The sequence below is a fragment of the Cupriavidus sp. 10L43_2 genome, assembly GCF_056395265.1.
In genome coordinates this window covers 1-13,735 of sequence record NZ_JBFTJE010000015.1, presented here as the reverse complement: position 1 = coordinate 13,735, position 13,735 = coordinate 1, and the positions used below count along the sequence as shown (strand labels likewise).

Annotated in this window: 14 protein-coding genes; 3 read left to right on the top strand and 11 right to left on the bottom strand. The window is 67.3% G+C overall.

Going from position 1 to position 13,735, the window contains the following annotated elements; translation table 11 throughout:
- The first annotated feature begins 208 nt into the window (after window positions 1–208).
- Both kefF and kefC read left to right on the top strand, forming a co-directional pair.
- Window positions 209–805 (top strand): glutathione-regulated potassium-efflux system oxidoreductase KefF, encoded by a 597-nt coding sequence (gene kefF / locus AC1DEL_RS19680; RefSeq protein ID WP_255370958.1) that lies wholly within the window; start codon window positions 209–211, stop codon window positions 803–805.
- Window positions 802–2,616 carry a glutathione-regulated potassium-efflux system protein KefC gene (gene kefC, locus AC1DEL_RS19675; protein WP_477126152.1) on the top strand — a complete coding sequence of 605 codons (1,815 nt, stop codon included), beginning with the start codon at window positions 802–804 and terminating at the stop codon, window positions 2,614–2,616. The genes kefF and kefC overlap by 4 nt, the downstream gene beginning before the upstream one ends.
- Before the next feature lies 1 nt (window position 2,617).
- Here the strand turns inward: kefC and AC1DEL_RS19670 are convergent, their stop codons facing one another.
- From AC1DEL_RS19670 to paaA, 7 genes are all read right to left on the bottom strand, one after another.
- Window positions 2,618–3,259 carry a TetR/AcrR family transcriptional regulator gene (locus AC1DEL_RS19670; protein WP_092300025.1) on the bottom strand — a complete coding sequence of 214 codons (642 nt, stop codon included), beginning with the start codon at window positions 3,257–3,259 and terminating at the stop codon, window positions 2,618–2,620.
- A gap of 7 nt (window positions 3,260–3,266) precedes the next feature.
- Window positions 3,267–4,064 carry a DUF1835 domain-containing protein gene (locus AC1DEL_RS19665; RefSeq protein ID WP_092300022.1) on the bottom strand — a complete coding sequence of 266 codons (798 nt, stop codon included), beginning with the start codon at window positions 4,062–4,064 and terminating at the stop codon, window positions 3,267–3,269.
- A gap of 150 nt (window positions 4,065–4,214) precedes the next feature.
- Window positions 4,215–5,306, bottom strand: coding sequence for a 1,2-phenylacetyl-CoA epoxidase subunit PaaE (gene paaE / locus AC1DEL_RS19660; RefSeq protein ID WP_092300019.1), 1,092 nt, complete (start codon window positions 5,304–5,306; stop codon window positions 4,215–4,217).
- Window positions 5,307–5,333: 27 nt separating this feature from the next.
- Window positions 5,334–5,945 carry a 1,2-phenylacetyl-CoA epoxidase subunit PaaD gene (gene paaD / locus AC1DEL_RS19655; RefSeq protein ID WP_477126151.1) on the bottom strand — a complete coding sequence of 204 codons (612 nt, stop codon included), beginning with the start codon at window positions 5,943–5,945 and terminating at the stop codon, window positions 5,334–5,336.
- A gap of 20 nt (window positions 5,946–5,965) precedes the next feature.
- Window positions 5,966–6,817, bottom strand: coding sequence for a 1,2-phenylacetyl-CoA epoxidase subunit PaaC (gene paaC / locus AC1DEL_RS19650; RefSeq protein ID WP_477126150.1), 852 nt, complete (start codon window positions 6,815–6,817; stop codon window positions 5,966–5,968).
- Between the two features lie 10 nt (window positions 6,818–6,827).
- The gene (paaB, locus tag AC1DEL_RS19645; protein WP_092300010.1) at window positions 6,828–7,142 is read right to left on the bottom strand and encodes a 1,2-phenylacetyl-CoA epoxidase subunit PaaB; all 315 of its coding nucleotides are present in this window, start codon (window positions 7,140–7,142) and stop codon (window positions 6,828–6,830) included.
- 21 nt (window positions 7,143–7,163) lie between these two features.
- Window positions 7,164–8,186, bottom strand: coding sequence for a 1,2-phenylacetyl-CoA epoxidase subunit PaaA (paaA, locus tag AC1DEL_RS19640; protein WP_477126149.1), 1,023 nt, complete (start codon window positions 8,184–8,186; stop codon window positions 7,164–7,166).
- A 257-nt stretch (window positions 8,187–8,443) separates the two neighbouring features.
- Here paaA and AC1DEL_RS19635 point away from each other — a divergent pair, with 257 nt between their 5' ends.
- Window positions 8,444–8,911 carry a universal stress protein gene (locus AC1DEL_RS19635; protein WP_092300003.1) on the top strand — a complete coding sequence of 156 codons (468 nt, stop codon included), beginning with the start codon at window positions 8,444–8,446 and terminating at the stop codon, window positions 8,909–8,911.
- Between the two features lie 4 nt (window positions 8,912–8,915).
- Here the strand turns inward: AC1DEL_RS19635 and AC1DEL_RS19630 are convergent, their stop codons facing one another.
- The 4 genes from AC1DEL_RS19630 to AC1DEL_RS19615 form a co-directional block, all read right to left on the bottom strand.
- Window positions 8,916–9,194: a DUF1488 family protein gene (locus AC1DEL_RS19630; protein ID WP_092300000.1), complete on the bottom strand. Its 279-nt coding sequence runs from the start codon at window positions 9,192–9,194 to the stop codon at window positions 8,916–8,918.
- Window positions 9,195–9,291: 97 nt separating this feature from the next.
- The gene (locus AC1DEL_RS19625) at window positions 9,292–11,403 is read right to left on the bottom strand and encodes an FUSC family protein (protein ID WP_477126148.1); all 2,112 of its coding nucleotides are present in this window, start codon (window positions 11,401–11,403) and stop codon (window positions 9,292–9,294) included.
- 382 nt (window positions 11,404–11,785) lie between these two features.
- On the bottom strand, window positions 11,786–13,030 hold the full coding sequence (locus AC1DEL_RS19620; RefSeq protein WP_092299994.1) for a nucleoside recognition domain-containing protein: 1,245 nt from the start codon (window positions 13,028–13,030) through the stop codon (window positions 11,786–11,788).
- A gap of 84 nt (window positions 13,031–13,114) precedes the next feature.
- On the bottom strand, window positions 13,115–13,501 hold the full coding sequence (locus tag AC1DEL_RS19615) for a DUF488 domain-containing protein (protein ID WP_092299991.1): 387 nt from the start codon (window positions 13,499–13,501) through the stop codon (window positions 13,115–13,117).
- Window positions 13,502–13,735 lie beyond the last annotated feature (234 nt).

Here is a 13,735-nt window from a genome sequence, read left to right as displayed (position 1 = left end):
GTCAGGGTCGCGTAAGCTTTCGGGCGCAATGGTCGGCGCAGGAAATTGCATCAGACTGTGACGGCCAAGAAAATCCCGTAAAATCAAGCGGTTGCCGGAGAGGCCACAACGTCATATGGGTGACGGTGTGGATTTGCTGCAACGCCGCACACTTCCAGCGGTCTGTGGTGATCAGACGCTAACCGGAATCTTCGCCTTGCCACCCTCCATGCACGAGCCCCCCATCGTTGTGATCTATGCGCATCCCGCGCCCCGCCGTTCCCGCGTCAACCGTCCGCTCGCCGAGGCGCTGGCCGCCCTGCCGCACGTGGCCGTGCGCGAGCTTTACCGGCTTTATGTGGATTACGACATCGACGTCGTGGCCGAGCAGCGGCTGCTTTCCACCAGCGAGACGGTCGTCCTGCAATTCCCGGTCCGCTGGTACAGCGTGCCCGCGCTGCTGAAGCTCTGGATCGACGAAGTGCTCGAGCCCGGCTGGGCCTACGGGCCAGGCGGCACGGCGCTGCGCGGCAAGTCGATGCTGGTGGTGGTCAGCACGGGCGGCCACGCCGATGCCTACGGGCCGGACGGCTCCCACGGCCATCCGATTGCCGATTTCCTGCTGCCGCTCGAGCAGACCGCCGTGCTATGCGGCATGACCTGGCTGCCGCCGGTGGTGCTGCACGATGCCAACAACGCCGATCCGGAGGCCATCGCGCTGCATGTCGAGCATGTGGCCCGGCATCTGGCGCCGCCCGAGCCGGTACCGCCCGAGGTGGCCTCGGCCGATGAAGTGCCGTCCGAGGAGCCGGAGGACGCGCCATGAACCAGCATGACTTCCTGATTGCGCTGCTGGTGTTCCTGGTGGCGGCCGTGGTGGCGGTGCCACTGGCGCGGCGGCTTGGCCTCGGCGCGGTGCTCGGCTACCTGATCGCCGGCGCGGCCATCGGCCCGTTCGCGCTGCGGCTGGTCACCAATGTCGAGTCGATCCTCCATTTCTCGGAGTTCGGCGTCGTGATGATGATGTTCGTCATCGGCCTGGAACTGGAGCCGCGCAAGCTCAAGAACCTCAAGAAATCGATTTTCGGCTACGGGACGACGCAGCTCGCGGTCTGTGCCGTGGTGCTGGGTATCCTGGCCGCGCTGCTGGGCGCGCCGTGGCAGGTGGCGCTGGTGGCGGGGCTTGGCCTGGCGCTGTCTTCCACGGCCATCGCGTTCGCCACGCTGGCCGAGCGGAACCTGATGGGCACCCCGGCTGGCGCGGCCAGCTTCGGCATTCTGCTATTCCAGGATATCGCCGCGATCCCGATGATCGCCTTGCTGCCGCTGCTGGCCGCCGATGCCGTCGGCGCGGTACCGCATGGCCCGCCAGCCTGGCAGACCGCCGGCAAGGCGGTGGCCGTGATGGCGCTGCTGGTGGTGGTGGGCCGCTACCTGGTGCGCCCGGTGCTGCGCTTCATCGCCCGCACGGACATGCGCGAGATGTTCACTGCGTTCGCGCTGCTGCTGGTGGTTGGCATCGCGCTGATGATGGATGCGGTGGGCGTTTCCATGGCGCTCGGCACCTTTGTGGCCGGCGTGCTGCTGGCGGATTCGGAGTACCGCCATGCGCTCGAGGCCGATATCGAGCCGTTCAAGGGCCTGCTGCTGGGGCTGTTCTTCATGGCAGTGGGCATGTCGATCGACTTCGGCGTGCTCAGCGAGTCCCCGGGGCAGGTGCTGGGCCTCGTGCTGGGCTTCGTCGCGGTCAAGACGCTGATTCTGGCGCTGCTGGCGCGCCGTTTCGGCATCTCGCGCGGCCAGTGGCTGCTGTTCGGGCTGCTGATCTCGCAAGGCGGCGAGTTCGCCTTCGTGGTGTTCGGCGTGGCCGCCCACGCGGGCCTGCTGCCGCCGCATATGGAGGCGCTGCTGGTGCTGGTCGTGGCCTTGTCGATGGTGGCCACGCCGTTGCTGCTGCTGGTCTTCGACCGCCTGATCGCGCCGCGCCTGCATGCGCTGTCGCGCCGTAAGGACGACGCGATCCCGCCGCAGCACAACCCGGTGCTGATTGCCGGCTTCGGGCGCTTCGGCCAGATCGTCGGCCGCCTGCTGTACTCGCAGGGCATTACGGCGACGATTCTCGACCACGACCCGGACCAGATCGAGTTCCTCAAGGGCTTCGGCTTCAATGTGTTCTATGGCGACGCCACCCGCGTGGACCTGCTCGAGGCGGCCGGCGCCGGCACGGCCCAGATCCTCGTGGTGGCCATCGAGGGCATGGAAGACAGCCTGGCGCTGATCGACCGCGTGCGAGCGCGCTTCCCGCACCTGAAGATCTACGCACGGGCGCGCCACGTCTCGCACGTGTACCAGCTCAAGGACCGCGGCGTGGAGATCTTCGAGCGGGAGATGTTCGAGGGTTCGCTGATGATGGGCCGCCGCGTGCTGGAGGGGCTGGGCATCGATCCGGCCGACGCGCGCAGCGTGGCCTTGCGCTTCCGGCGTCACAATATCCAGGCGATCGACCGTTTCTACCCGCACTACCGCGACCAGACCAAGCTGGTATCGCTGGCGCGGCAGGCGCGCGACGAACTTGAGGAAATGTTCCGCCAGGACCGCGAACAGCGGCAGAAGCAGGAAGACGCGGAGTGGTCCTGATTCAGGGCTGGGCCGGCGCGCTGCGTGCCAGCCCGTCGGCCAGCCCATTGGCCAGGCCGTTGTCGAGCAGGTCCACGACCATCTCGGCGAACTGGCCGTAAGACAGCTTGCCGCCCGGCTTGAGCCAGGTGAAGGTCCAGTTGATCATGCCGAACACGGTCATCGCCAGCGCGGTCTGGTTCTCGCGCGTGACGCGCGCCGGGTAGGCCAGCCGCAGCTTGCGGGAGAAGGCCGCTACCACGTCGCGCTCGCGCTTCAGGATCAGGTCGCGCTGTTCGTCGGCCAGGAACTTGACGTCGTTGATCAGCGCGATGTGCCGAGTTTGAGACGTTTCGTATTCGGCGAGGAAGGCGCGCAGCAGATCGCCGAAACTCTCGGCGTCGGTACGGCCCTGACGCTCGCTCTCGGCTTCCACCTGGGTGACGATCAGCATCAGCTGGCGCGTGTAGCGGTCCAGCAGGTCGAACAGGATCGCTTCCTTGCTCTCGTAATAGTGATAGAGCCGCGCCTTGGACGTGCCGCAGGCCGCCGCGAGGTCGGCCATCGACGTGCTCGGGTAGCTGCTGGCCGCGAAGGCGGCGGCGGCCAGGTCCAGGATCTGCTCGCGTTGTGCCTCGAAATCGGGCGCCTTGGTTCTTGCCATGGGCCGCTTATTCCGCGCTCGCGCTGAGGGGGTTGCGGCGCAGTTCGCAGGTCTGGAGCGAATCGGCGTTGCCGCGCAGCATGAGCTGCCCGGTGCTGATGAGCTCCCGGCAGCGCCAGAACACGAACCAGTCGCTCGCCAGCAGGCCTTCGATGGCGCCCATGACGCTGGCGACCACCTCGGCGGCCGGCTTCCAGTCCTCGGGCGCGCGCTCCAGGATCACGTCGTCGACGTTATGGTAGGCGGCCGGCACGAGCGTATTGCCCTTCCAGAGCCGCACGTCGGCGTTCTCCTTCACGTTCTGCTGCCACTCGTAGCCCAGCCGGCCCAGCCGCAGCACCGAGACCGGCGCGATGGTCGAGAACCGCCGCGCCAGCCGCGCGGCCGGGTACATGCCGATGGCGGCGAGGTTGCCCTGGGCGGGTACCTCCAGTTCGCGCAGGTCCATCGACACTTCATTGATCCGCTGGGGCGCCTGGTACAGGTGGAAGACCACCCGGCGCAGCATGAGCTGGTCGGAGGCGCTCTGGCCGTGCCAGATGGCGACCTCCAGGTCGTCGCGGCGTAGCGCCTGGAGCTGGTCCAGCGCCTGGCGCATCTCGGCCGCGAAGTCGATATCGGTATGGGGCGCCACCCGCTGCCAGAAGCCGGAGCGGATCAGGCCGGTGCTGTCCACATCCGCGATGGGGCCGACGGCCAGGTCGTCGCGCAGGACGACCACCGGATCGGGACGGGCCGCCTGGGCCAGGGCCTGGCGCAGCGTGTTGCCCGCAACATCGCCGTTGACGACATGGATATATTGCATGACCGTGATTGTATAGGGTGCGACGTGTCCCGGCGGAACCCCGGCCGCCATCGGTCCCGCCGTTGGCGAACGGCCCTGTGGCGGACGATGCGACGCATGGAGCGTGTCCCGCCATTGTAATCACGGCGACAGTCGTGCCACCAGCAACAACTAGCGTTCGTCGTAGCTGACCACCACCCGGGGCGTGAGCGCGCGCGCCTGGCAGGTGAGTACGAACCCTTTTTCCATCTCCCACGGCTCCAGCGTGTAGTTCTTCTCCATCTCGACCTTGCCCTCGAGCACCTTGGCGCGGCAGGTGCAGCAGACCCCGCCCTTGCAGGCGTAGGGCAGGTCCAGACCGGCTGCCAGCGCGGTGTCCAGCACATTGGCGTCCTCCAGCGGCAGGCGCATCTTGTGCTGCTTGCCGTCCAGCACGACCACCAGTTCGGCGGTGCCGGCGTGGCTCGCGTGGTGTTCCGTCGACGTTTTACGAGGCGCGGACGCTAGCGGCACGCCAAAGCGTTCGGCGTGGATCTGGTGCGGATCCAGGCCCGCTTCCTTCAGCGCCGCCTCCACTTCGTCGATCATCGAGGCCGGGCCGCAGACAAAGGCGGCGTCGATATCGTCGACGGGAATCAGCGTTTCCAGGAAGGCGGCCACCCGGGCGCGGTCGAGCCGGCCGTGCAGAAGATCCACCTCCTGTGGCTGGCGGGACAGCACGTGGTAGAGCGTGAAACGGGACAGATACTGGTTCTTCAGATCCTCCAGCGCCTCGGAGAAGATGATGCTGTCCACGCTGCGGTTGCCGTAGACCAGCGTGAAGCGGCTGCGCGGCTCGCGCGCCAGCGTGGTACGGATCAGCGACAGCACCGGCGTGATGCCGCTGCCGGCGGCAAAGGCCACGTAGTGGCGCGCGGCGGCGGTGTCCAGCGGCACGTGGAAGCGGCCATCGGGCGTCATCACCTCGAAGACCTGCCCGGGCGCCACGGTGTCGTGCAGCCAGGTGGAGAACACGCCGTCGTCCACCAGCTTCACGGCTACGCGCAGTTCGCCGCGCTCGTCGTAGTCCTGCACCCCGCAACAGATCGAATAGGAGCGACGCACGTCCTTGCCGTCGACGGGAGCCTTCAGCGTGAGGAACTGGCCCTGCGTGAAGCGGTAGGCGTCGCGCAGCGGCTCGGGCACCTCGAAGGCGATCGACACCGTGTCGGACGTTTCCGGGCGTACCTGCGCCACGCGCAGCGGGTGGAACTGTGGGGTCATCGCGTGTCTGCCTCTGGCTTTCTGGACTTAATACGGCTTGAAGTAGTCGAACGGCTCGCGGCAGTCCAGGCAACGGTGGAGCGCCTTGCACGCCGTGGAGGCGAAGCGCGATAGCTCCTCGGTATGCGTGCTGCCGCAATGGGGGCAGGCGATGGCCGGGGTTGCGTGGGGTAGGGCGCGTGGGACAAAGCGCAGCGGCCTGACCGTCGCGCTCGCGCCGATCTCGCTGTCTTGCGATCCGCAACGCCCCGGCGGGGCGATGCCGTACGCGCGCAGGCTGGCGCGGCCGGCCTCGGTGATCCAGTCAGTGGTCCAAGTCGGCGCCAGCACCGTGCGCACACGCCACGGCGCCAGTCCGGCGGCTTCGAGCGCGCGGCCCACGTCTTCCTCGATCTGGGACATGGCCGGGCAGCCGGAGTAGGTCGGCGTGATAACCGCCTCGAGCGTCGCGCCATCGTCGGCCAGCCGTACGTCTCGCAAAATGCCGAGATCGCGGATCGACACGACCGGGATTTCGGGGTCCGGCACGGCCTCCAGCGCGGCCCACGCGGCGGCGAGGCGTTCGTCGGCCGAGCGCGGGCCGGTCGCGGTGGCGACCGGGAAGGCCGGTGCGAAGGGGGAGGTGACAGTCGACGCCATCCGCATGACCGGACCCCCGCCTACCACTGCGCGCCGGGGTGGGCGCGTGCCAGCCCCTGCATTTCGGCCAGCAGGTAGCTCATGTGTTCCGAATGCACGCCGAGCTTGCCCGTGGAGACGAACGCCGAGGGCGCCGGCAGGCGCAGCGTGGCGTCCTCCAGGGTGGCGTGGACGATGGCCTCCCAGGCGTCGCGCAGGCTTGCCGTCGGCACGGCCACGCCCTGGTCGGCGGCGGCCTGCTCGACTGGATCGGGCGCGAAGCACTCGTTCATATAGGGCAGCAGGTGGTCCAGCGCGCGCTGCATGCGGACGTGGGACGCATCGGTACCGTCGCCCAGCCGCACCACCCATCCCGCCGCATGCTGCAGGTGGTAGCGCGCCTCCTTGGCCGATTTGGCGGCGATGGCGGCCAGCCCCGCGTCCTGGCTGGTCTCCAGCGCGGGCCAGAGTGCGGCCATCAGCGCCCCGTATAGGAAATTTCTCATGATGGTGACCGCGTAGTCGCGCTCGGTCCGGGCCGAGCCGGCCAGCGGGCCGGTGTGCGGCAGCTCCAGCAGCGTCCAGTTGCGGAACTCGCGTTCCTCGCGCCAGTACGCGTACTCGTCCTCCTGGCGCGCGCGGCCGGTGAGCCGGCCTTCGAGTTCGCCGGCATGGGCGTACAGCAGCCGCGCCTGGCCGATCAGGTCCAGGCTGATGTTGGCCAGCGCGATGTCTTCTTCCAGCGCCGGGCCATGGCCGCACCATTCGGCGTTGCGCTGGCCCAGGATCAGCGCGTTGTCGGCCAGCCGCAGCACGTACTGCAGCGGCGCGGTGCGGGCGAGGTCGTGGGAGCTGTTGAGGGCGCGATCGTCGGCGACGAGGGTCTGCGTCATGGTGCCGGCCTTACATATGGTTGACTTCGTCGGGGAGCTGGTAGAACGTCGGGTGCCGGTAGATCTTGTCGGCGGCCGGATCGAACAGCTCGGCCTTCTCCGCCGGCGCGCTGGCCGTGATGGCGGACGAGGGCACCACCCAGATCGACACGCCTTCCTGCCGGCGCGTGTAGACATCGCGAGCCATGTGCAGCGCCTGCTCGGCGTCTGCGGCGTGGAGGCTGCCGCAATGCTTGTGCTCCAGTCCCTGCTTGCTGCGGACGAACACTTCCCACAGCGGCCATTCCTTCTTGCTCGGGTGCGTCTCAGGTGTCGATTGCGCCATGTCTGTCTCCTTGGGCGGCGGTCAGGCGGCTTCGCGCTGCGGTCGTTCGGCGCGGCGGCGGGCGTGGGCCAGCGCGGCCTCGCGCACCCAGGCGCCGTCTTCGTGCGCCTTCACGCGCGTGGCCAGCCGCTCCTTGTTGCAGGGGCCGTCGCCATTGATCACGCGCCAGAATTCGTCCCAGTCGAGTGGGCTGTAGTCGTGGTGGCCGCGCTCGGCATTCCATTTCAGGCCGGGGTCGGGCAGCGACACGCCCAGCACCTTGGCCTGCTCGACGGTGGCATCGACAAATTTCTGGCGCAGGTCGTCGTTCGAGATCCGCTTGATGCCCCAGGCCATGGTCTGGCCGCTGTTGGTGGAGGCGGCGTCCGGCGGGCCGAACATCATCAGCACCGGGAACCACCAGCGGTTCACCGCGTCCTGGACCATCTCGCGCTGGGCATCGGTGCCGCGCATCATGGCCAGCAGGGCGTCGAAACCCTGGCGCTGGTGGAACGACTCCTCCTTGCAGATGCGGATCATCGCGCGCGCGTACGGGCCGTACGAGCAGCGGCACAGCGGAATCTGGTTCATGATCGCCGCGCCATCGACCAGCCAGCCGATCACGCCGACGTCCGCCCAGGTCAGCGTCGGGTAGTTGAAGATCGACGAATACTTGGCGCGGCCGGTGTGCAGGGCATCGACCAGATCATCGCGCGAGGCATTGAGCGTTTCGGCCGCGCTATATAGATAGAGGCCGTGGCCGCCTTCGTCCTGCACCTTGGCCAGCAGGATGGCCTTGCGCTTGAGCGACGGCGCGCGGCTGATCCAGTTGCCCTCCGGCAGCATGCCGACGATCTCCGAATGCGCRTGCTGSGARATCTGGCGCACCAGGGTCTTGCGGTAGGCGTCGGGCATCCAGTCCATCGGCTCTATCTTGCCGTCTTCCGCCATGCGCGCGTCGAACGCGGCCTGGCGCGCGGGGAGGCCGGCATCCTGCGGCCCGCCGAGCGGCGTGGCCGTGGGCTGGGCAGGCTGGCCGGGCAGGTCGAGACTCTGCGTATACATAACGTCTCCTTCTGATGGGTGGCCGCGCGGTGGTTGTTCTTGTCGAGGCTGGACGGCGGCGGCGGGTCTGCTCACTATATATATAAACCGACCGGTCGGTCAATTTAATGGCGTATGGATGGGTGCGCGTGATGGGTGATCCGCCTATCCCGTTTTCAGAATCGGCTCATCACGTGGGTTTGGCGCCACGTGTAGTATCGGATGTAGCGGTCGCGGCACGGCTGCGGCGCTTCTCTCTTCTATCGGAGGACAAGGCAATGACTAGCACGGCTTACAACCGGATCGTGGTGGCGGTGGATGGCAGCAGCACGTCCGACCTGGCCCTGCGCGAGGCCCTGCGGGTGGCCGGCGGCGGCTCGACGATCCTGGCGCTCTATGTGGTGGACAACGGCGTGATGCTGTTCGACGCGGGCTACTACGACCCCACGCAGATCGAGCGCGCCTTCGCGGACAGCGGCAAACGCGCGCTGGAGGCGGCCGGCAAGGTGCTGGGCGACGCCGGTGCGACGTTCGAGACGAAACTGGTGACGGAGCCTGCCGTGGCCGGCGACATCGCCGGATCGATCAATGAAGCCGCGCGCCAGTGGGGCGGGGACCTGCTGGTCATCGGCACCCACGGCCGGCGCGGCGTGCGGCGTATCGTGCTCGGCAGCGTGGCCGAGGCGGTGATCCGTCAGGCGACGATGCCGGTGCTGCTGGTACGCGGGCAGGCGGCCGAAGGCTGATCGATCAGTCCGCGAAGCGGAAATGCCCGCTGCGCAGGACGATCTCGCGCGCCTTGGTCAGCTCGAACAGGGTTTCCGCCAGATGCTCAATGCGCTGGCGGTGACTCGTGAACGCGGCGCGCAGGTCGTCTTCGCGCGGCGACTGGGCGCCACAATGGTTCTCGAGCGCCTCGGCGGTCACGGAATACTGCGATGAATTGCCATTGACCGTAGCGGGGCACGATAGCGTCAGACTGGCGGCGCAGTAAGACGGAACGCTGGTCGGGAAGGAGATTTGAGCCATGGCGCACCTCGTACTTGTCGGGAACGGGGAAACGGCGGATATCCAATCATTCTAGGATAGTTGCGAGCGCCTGCCCGAACGCCGAAATGCCGGGCTCTCATCCCGCCTTGACCCCGCGCAAGCGCGAGCGCGTCGCCAGCGCCTGTTCCGCCACCAGGGTGCGCAGCCTGGCGACCGTGTGATGCGCGGCATCGATATGGTTGTCCGCGTAGCCAGCCTGTTCCGCCAGAAATCGGTCAAAGGGCGGATCGGCGGGCGTTAGCGGTGCCAGCCGGGCCGGCGCCACCGCTGCCGTCACGCCGGTGTGACCCGGTCGGACGGCCACCTCGGCCAGTCGGGCCTCCAGATCGCCAAGCAGCGCCTGCACGGCCGGCACGGGCTTCGTGTAGATCTCCCCCGATTCGGTGCCGGCACGCAGCAGCCCCGCCAGTGCGGCCATTCGCCGCGCTGTGGCATGCAGGGTGCGATGAGTGACCGCCAGCGCCGGATCCAGTTCGGCCGCACATTGGGCGAGCGTGTCCTCGGCACGGGTGGAGGCGCGGCCGGCAGCCACGCGCAGCGCCTCGAGCCGGGCTGGCGCCGCCGACAGCGCGCGCGCCGCGCTGATCGAGGCGCGGAGGTAGACCGCGTTGACCGCGAGCGCATCCAGGCTGTGGCGGAACGCGCGCGACAACTCCGCACGTGGCGCCAGCACCACATAGCTGGCCAGCGCGATCAGGCAGCCGATGGCCGTATCGGCGCCGCGCAATGCCGCCACGTGGCTGCTGCTGGCGGCGGGCTCGCCGAGCCAGGAGAACAGGATGACCGCTGGCGTCAGGCAGAACGCGAACGCGCCGGCATTGCCGGCCAGCCGCGTCGCATAGGCGGCGGCGAGGAATACCGCGCTGATGCCGAGCGCCAGCGTCGGCGTGGGGTGCATCAGGCTGATGCCGCAGGCCAGCAGCGCACCGCCCAGCGAACCGGCAAAGCGCAGAAACGAGATCTGCCGCGTGGTTTGCAGGCGCGGGCTCAGCACCATGATCACGGTGACGGCCACCCAGTAGCTGTGATGGACCTGCCAGATCTGCGACGGCAACAGGCTCAGCCCGCCCGCCAGCGCCAGCCGGAGCGCGTGGCGCGACACCCGGGCATCGCGCGCGGCGAGGTCGGCCAGCGTATGCGCCAGGCGGTCGAGCATGGCCGTGACGCCGGTATTCGGCCAGACGAAGCGCTCGCGCCATCGATCGAAACCGGGGTGCTGGGCCAGCGCGGCCAGGGCGGATTGGTAAGGGGGCGGCGCGGAGGCATTGGGGCGCTGCGCCACGAGGCCACGCAGGTCGCGGGTCAGCATCGCGCTCAGTGCCGGCAGGTCCGGGGCATGACGGGCGAGGGCCTGGCGAACCTGCTCCTGCGTATCGGCGAGGCAGCGCGCGGCATAGGCCAGCGGCAGGCCGTGGGTGTCGCCGGCGCGCTCGCGCAGTTCGCCAGCGACGATCAGCAGGGCGAAGATGGCGTCGGCCACCGCCACGGCGTAGGCGTAGTGGAGCAATCCCAGCGGGTCTCGCAGGCCACGCCGGGCGGTCACGGCGGCGCGCGCCGCTTCGATACGAAGGCGGATTTCCTGCTTATGTGGCGTGCTGTCGTGGGCGGGCGCGGTAGTCGCCAGGAAATCGGCAAAGCGCAGCAGGGCGTCGTAGACGGCGACTACCTCCGTCCGCGGCCGGGTGTCGCGCTGGGAGGGAATCAACAGCAGGCAAACCAGGCAGGCAAAGACGCCGCCTAGCAGGTAGTCGACGCTGCTCGTCCACGCGTAGGTGGCGATCGGCAAACCTCCGGCCGGCTGCAGGCAGGCGGCGATGAGCACCACGTAGAGCAGCTTGAAGCACAAAGCGGCTGCGGGGCCGCGTAGCTCGACCAAACCGGCCACCAGCCCTGCGGCTAGCACCACGAGCAGTGCCAGCAGCGGCGACCCCGAAAGGCTCGCGCCCAGTGCGCTGGCCAGCGCGCCGCCGATGCCCACGGTGCCCAGCGCACGCATGCGGGCGGCCGCCGTGCCTTGGCGATCAGCCAGGCAGGTCCAGATCGATGCCGTTGCCGACCAGAGATAACCGTGTTCGCCAGTCAGCCAGCCGGTACCGGCCAGCGCCAGGAAAGACAAGGCGTAGACGATGCCACGCCGCAGGTAGGCGGTATCGGGCCAGTATCGGAGAAGGCGCGCAGCGGTAGGCATCGCAGGCAAATTAGGAGAGCGGCGGGGTGTCAGGGTTATTGCTGATGCCACTCTACGATGCTGATTGGTGCATCGCAACAAAGGTGTGGGTTTTCTGCGATTTGCGCGGCAACTGTGCGCGCTTGCACCACGACGGGGAAAAGTGACGCTGACCGGTGCAGATGTCACATTCGTGATGTAGACCGATCAAAAACCGCCTATCGATCAGAGGATTCCACAGATTTTGGGCAAAAAAAACCCGCGCAAGTGATGCGCGGGTTGGAATCCACCGAGGTGGTGGAGGAGACAGACTTCACTATACACAGGTTGTTGCGACGCACCAAGTCCCGCGTTCGAGAATGACTTCAAAAGCGCACAATCACGTTGCATTGGGACAACAGCGCTATCGAAAGAGGTAGGCGATCCACACGGCGGCGGTCATGCCGACCACATCGGCGAACAGCGCACAGCCTAATGCGTGACGGGTATTGCGCACATTGACGCTACCGAAATAGACGGCCATCACATAGAAAGTGGTCTCGGTCGAACCCTGGATGATCGCCGCGAGTCGGCCCTGGAAGGAGTCGACGCCGTAAGTGCTCATCACATCGACCATCAGCCCGCGCGCGCCGGCGCCGGACAGGATCTTCATCAGGCCGACTGGCAGCGCGGGAACGAAGTCGGTATTGAGTCCCAGCCACGCGAATCCGGCCGACAGGCCCTGCATGAGCACGTCCATGCACCCCGAGGCGCGGAACAGTCCGATCGCCACGAGGATCGCCACTAGATAAGGAATGATCTGCACCGCGACGCCGAAGCCTTCCTTGGCGCCATCGATAAAGGCGTCGTAGACATTGACCCGCCGCACCGCGCCGCAAACCAGGAACAGGGTGATCAGCGACAGGATGAAGGCGCTGCCGGCGAGCGCGGCCAACTGGCTCACCTGATCCGGCGGCGCCTGCCGCAGCCAGACGAACAGCCCCCCGACAGCCGCCGCCGTGATCGCGAACGCGGCCAGCACGGCGGGTTTGAGCAGGTTCAGTCGCTGCACCCAGGCCACGGCCAGCAGCCCGGCCAGGCAGGAGACGCCGGTGGCGAGCAGCGTCGGCAGGAAAATATCGGCCGCATTGAAGCCGGTGAGCCCCTGCTTGACGGCCATCGCCTGGCGGATGGCGATGACCGACGTGGGAATCAACGTCAGCCCGGCCGTGTTCAGGACGATGAACATGATCTGGGCGTTGCTGGCGGTGTCCGGCTTGGGATTCAGCGTCTGCAGCTCGCGCATGGCGTTGAGCCCGAGCGGGGTGGCGGCGTTGTCCAGGCCGAGCAGATTGGCGGACACATTCATCATCATCGCGCCCTGTGCCGGGTGGCCCTGCGGCACGCCGGGGAAGAAGTGACGCAGCAATGGGTTCATGGCCCGGGCGAAGAGATCGACCACGCCGGCCCGCTCGCCAATCCGCATGATGCCAATCCAGAGGCACATGACGCCGGCCAGCCCAAGAGAAATCTCGAAAGCGGTGCGCGCGTTGTCAAACAGGCTGGCGAGCATGGCCGGGAAGACCGCCGTGTCGCCGTGAGCCAGCCGCACGCAGGCGGCCAGGAAGGAAATCAGGAAGAATCCAAGCCAGACGAGGTTCAGTGCCATCGACGTATGAGAGGCCAGTGAGAAGCTTCGCCTTGCCTGCTTACTAATAAGGAGGCGGCGAAGCTTCGCATCATATCGTGCGGATTACGCCAGGTCGGCGCCGCGCTTGGCCAGCAGGTCGCGCAGGATGCTGCGGTGACAGTGAGATTCGTCCTCGCAATAGCAACCGAGCGAGAAGTTCGTCTGATGGGACAAGGCTGCAAGGAGATCTAGCGTGCGGCTGGCATCGGGCTCGGCCATCTCGGCACGGTACTTCTTCTCGAAGGCACGCCACGCCTTGCCGTCCGTGGCGGCCTGGGCCTGCGCGACGAGGTCCGTGGATGGTGCAAGCGCCGGGTACCAGACATCGTAATAGTCACGGCAGGCGAACTCAGCCTTTGGCACCCCGCGCGGCGGCCGTCGCACCGTGCCCATGCGCAGCCCCTCATCCTCGGCGCGCGGCGATCCTAATCTCACGATACGGATGGTCATGGTTTCCTCGTTTTGTGCTCTAAACGGCACCTGAGATGAACTTGAGAATTATTTTGCGAAATCGCTTGCCAGCCTGCCATCAGTCGCCTACTATTCGTCCCCTCGCAACACAAACCGCGCTGCAAACGCAGCAGCGACAAGGGTTGCGGGGTTGATGGGTGGTCGGGCTGAGGAGTTTTTCAGCGCTGACCGCGGCGAAAAAAACTTCGCTGACCTGTTGACGAAACGCAGGTT

Bases quoted from the DNA above. Each gene is read 5' to 3' on its own strand.
- kefF (WP_255370958.1), top strand. From the start codon at position 209: ATGCACGAGCCCCCCATCGTTGTGATCTATGCGCATCCCGCGCCCCGC.
- kefC (WP_477126152.1), top strand. From the start codon at position 802: ATGAACCAGCATGACTTCCTGATTGCGCTGCTGGTGTTCCTGGTGGCG.
- AC1DEL_RS19670 (WP_092300025.1), bottom strand. From the start codon at position 3,259: ATGGCAAGAACCAAGGCGCCCGATTTCGAGGCACAACGCGAGCAGATC.
- AC1DEL_RS19665 (WP_092300022.1), bottom strand. From the start codon at position 4,064: ATGCAATATATCCATGTCGTCAACGGCGATGTTGCGGGCAACACGCTG.
- paaE (WP_092300019.1), bottom strand. From the start codon at position 5,306: ATGACCCCACAGTTCCACCCGCTGCGCGTGGCGCAGGTACGCCCGGAA.
- paaD (WP_477126151.1), bottom strand. From the start codon at position 5,945: ATGGCGTCGACTGTCACCTCCCCCTTCGCACCGGCCTTCCCGGTCGCC.
- paaC (WP_477126150.1), bottom strand. From the start codon at position 6,817: ATGACGCAGACCCTCGTCGCCGACGATCGCGCCCTCAACAGCTCCCAC.
- paaB (WP_092300010.1), bottom strand. From the start codon at position 7,142: ATGGCGCAATCGACACCTGAGACGCACCCGAGCAAGAAGGAATGGCCG.
- AC1DEL_RS19635 (WP_092300003.1), top strand. From the start codon at position 8,444: ATGACTAGCACGGCTTACAACCGGATCGTGGTGGCGGTGGATGGCAGC.
- AC1DEL_RS19630 (WP_092300000.1), bottom strand. From the start codon at position 9,194: ATGGCTCAAATCTCCTTCCCGACCAGCGTTCCGTCTTACTGCGCCGCC.
- AC1DEL_RS19625 (WP_477126148.1), bottom strand. From the start codon at position 11,403: ATGCCTACCGCTGCGCGCCTTCTCCGATACTGGCCCGATACCGCCTAC.
- AC1DEL_RS19620 (WP_092299994.1), bottom strand. From the start codon at position 13,030: ATGGCACTGAACCTCGTCTGGCTTGGATTCTTCCTGATTTCCTTCCTG.
- AC1DEL_RS19615 (WP_092299991.1), bottom strand. From the start codon at position 13,501: ATGACCATCCGTATCGTGAGATTAGGATCGCCGCGCGCCGAGGATGAG.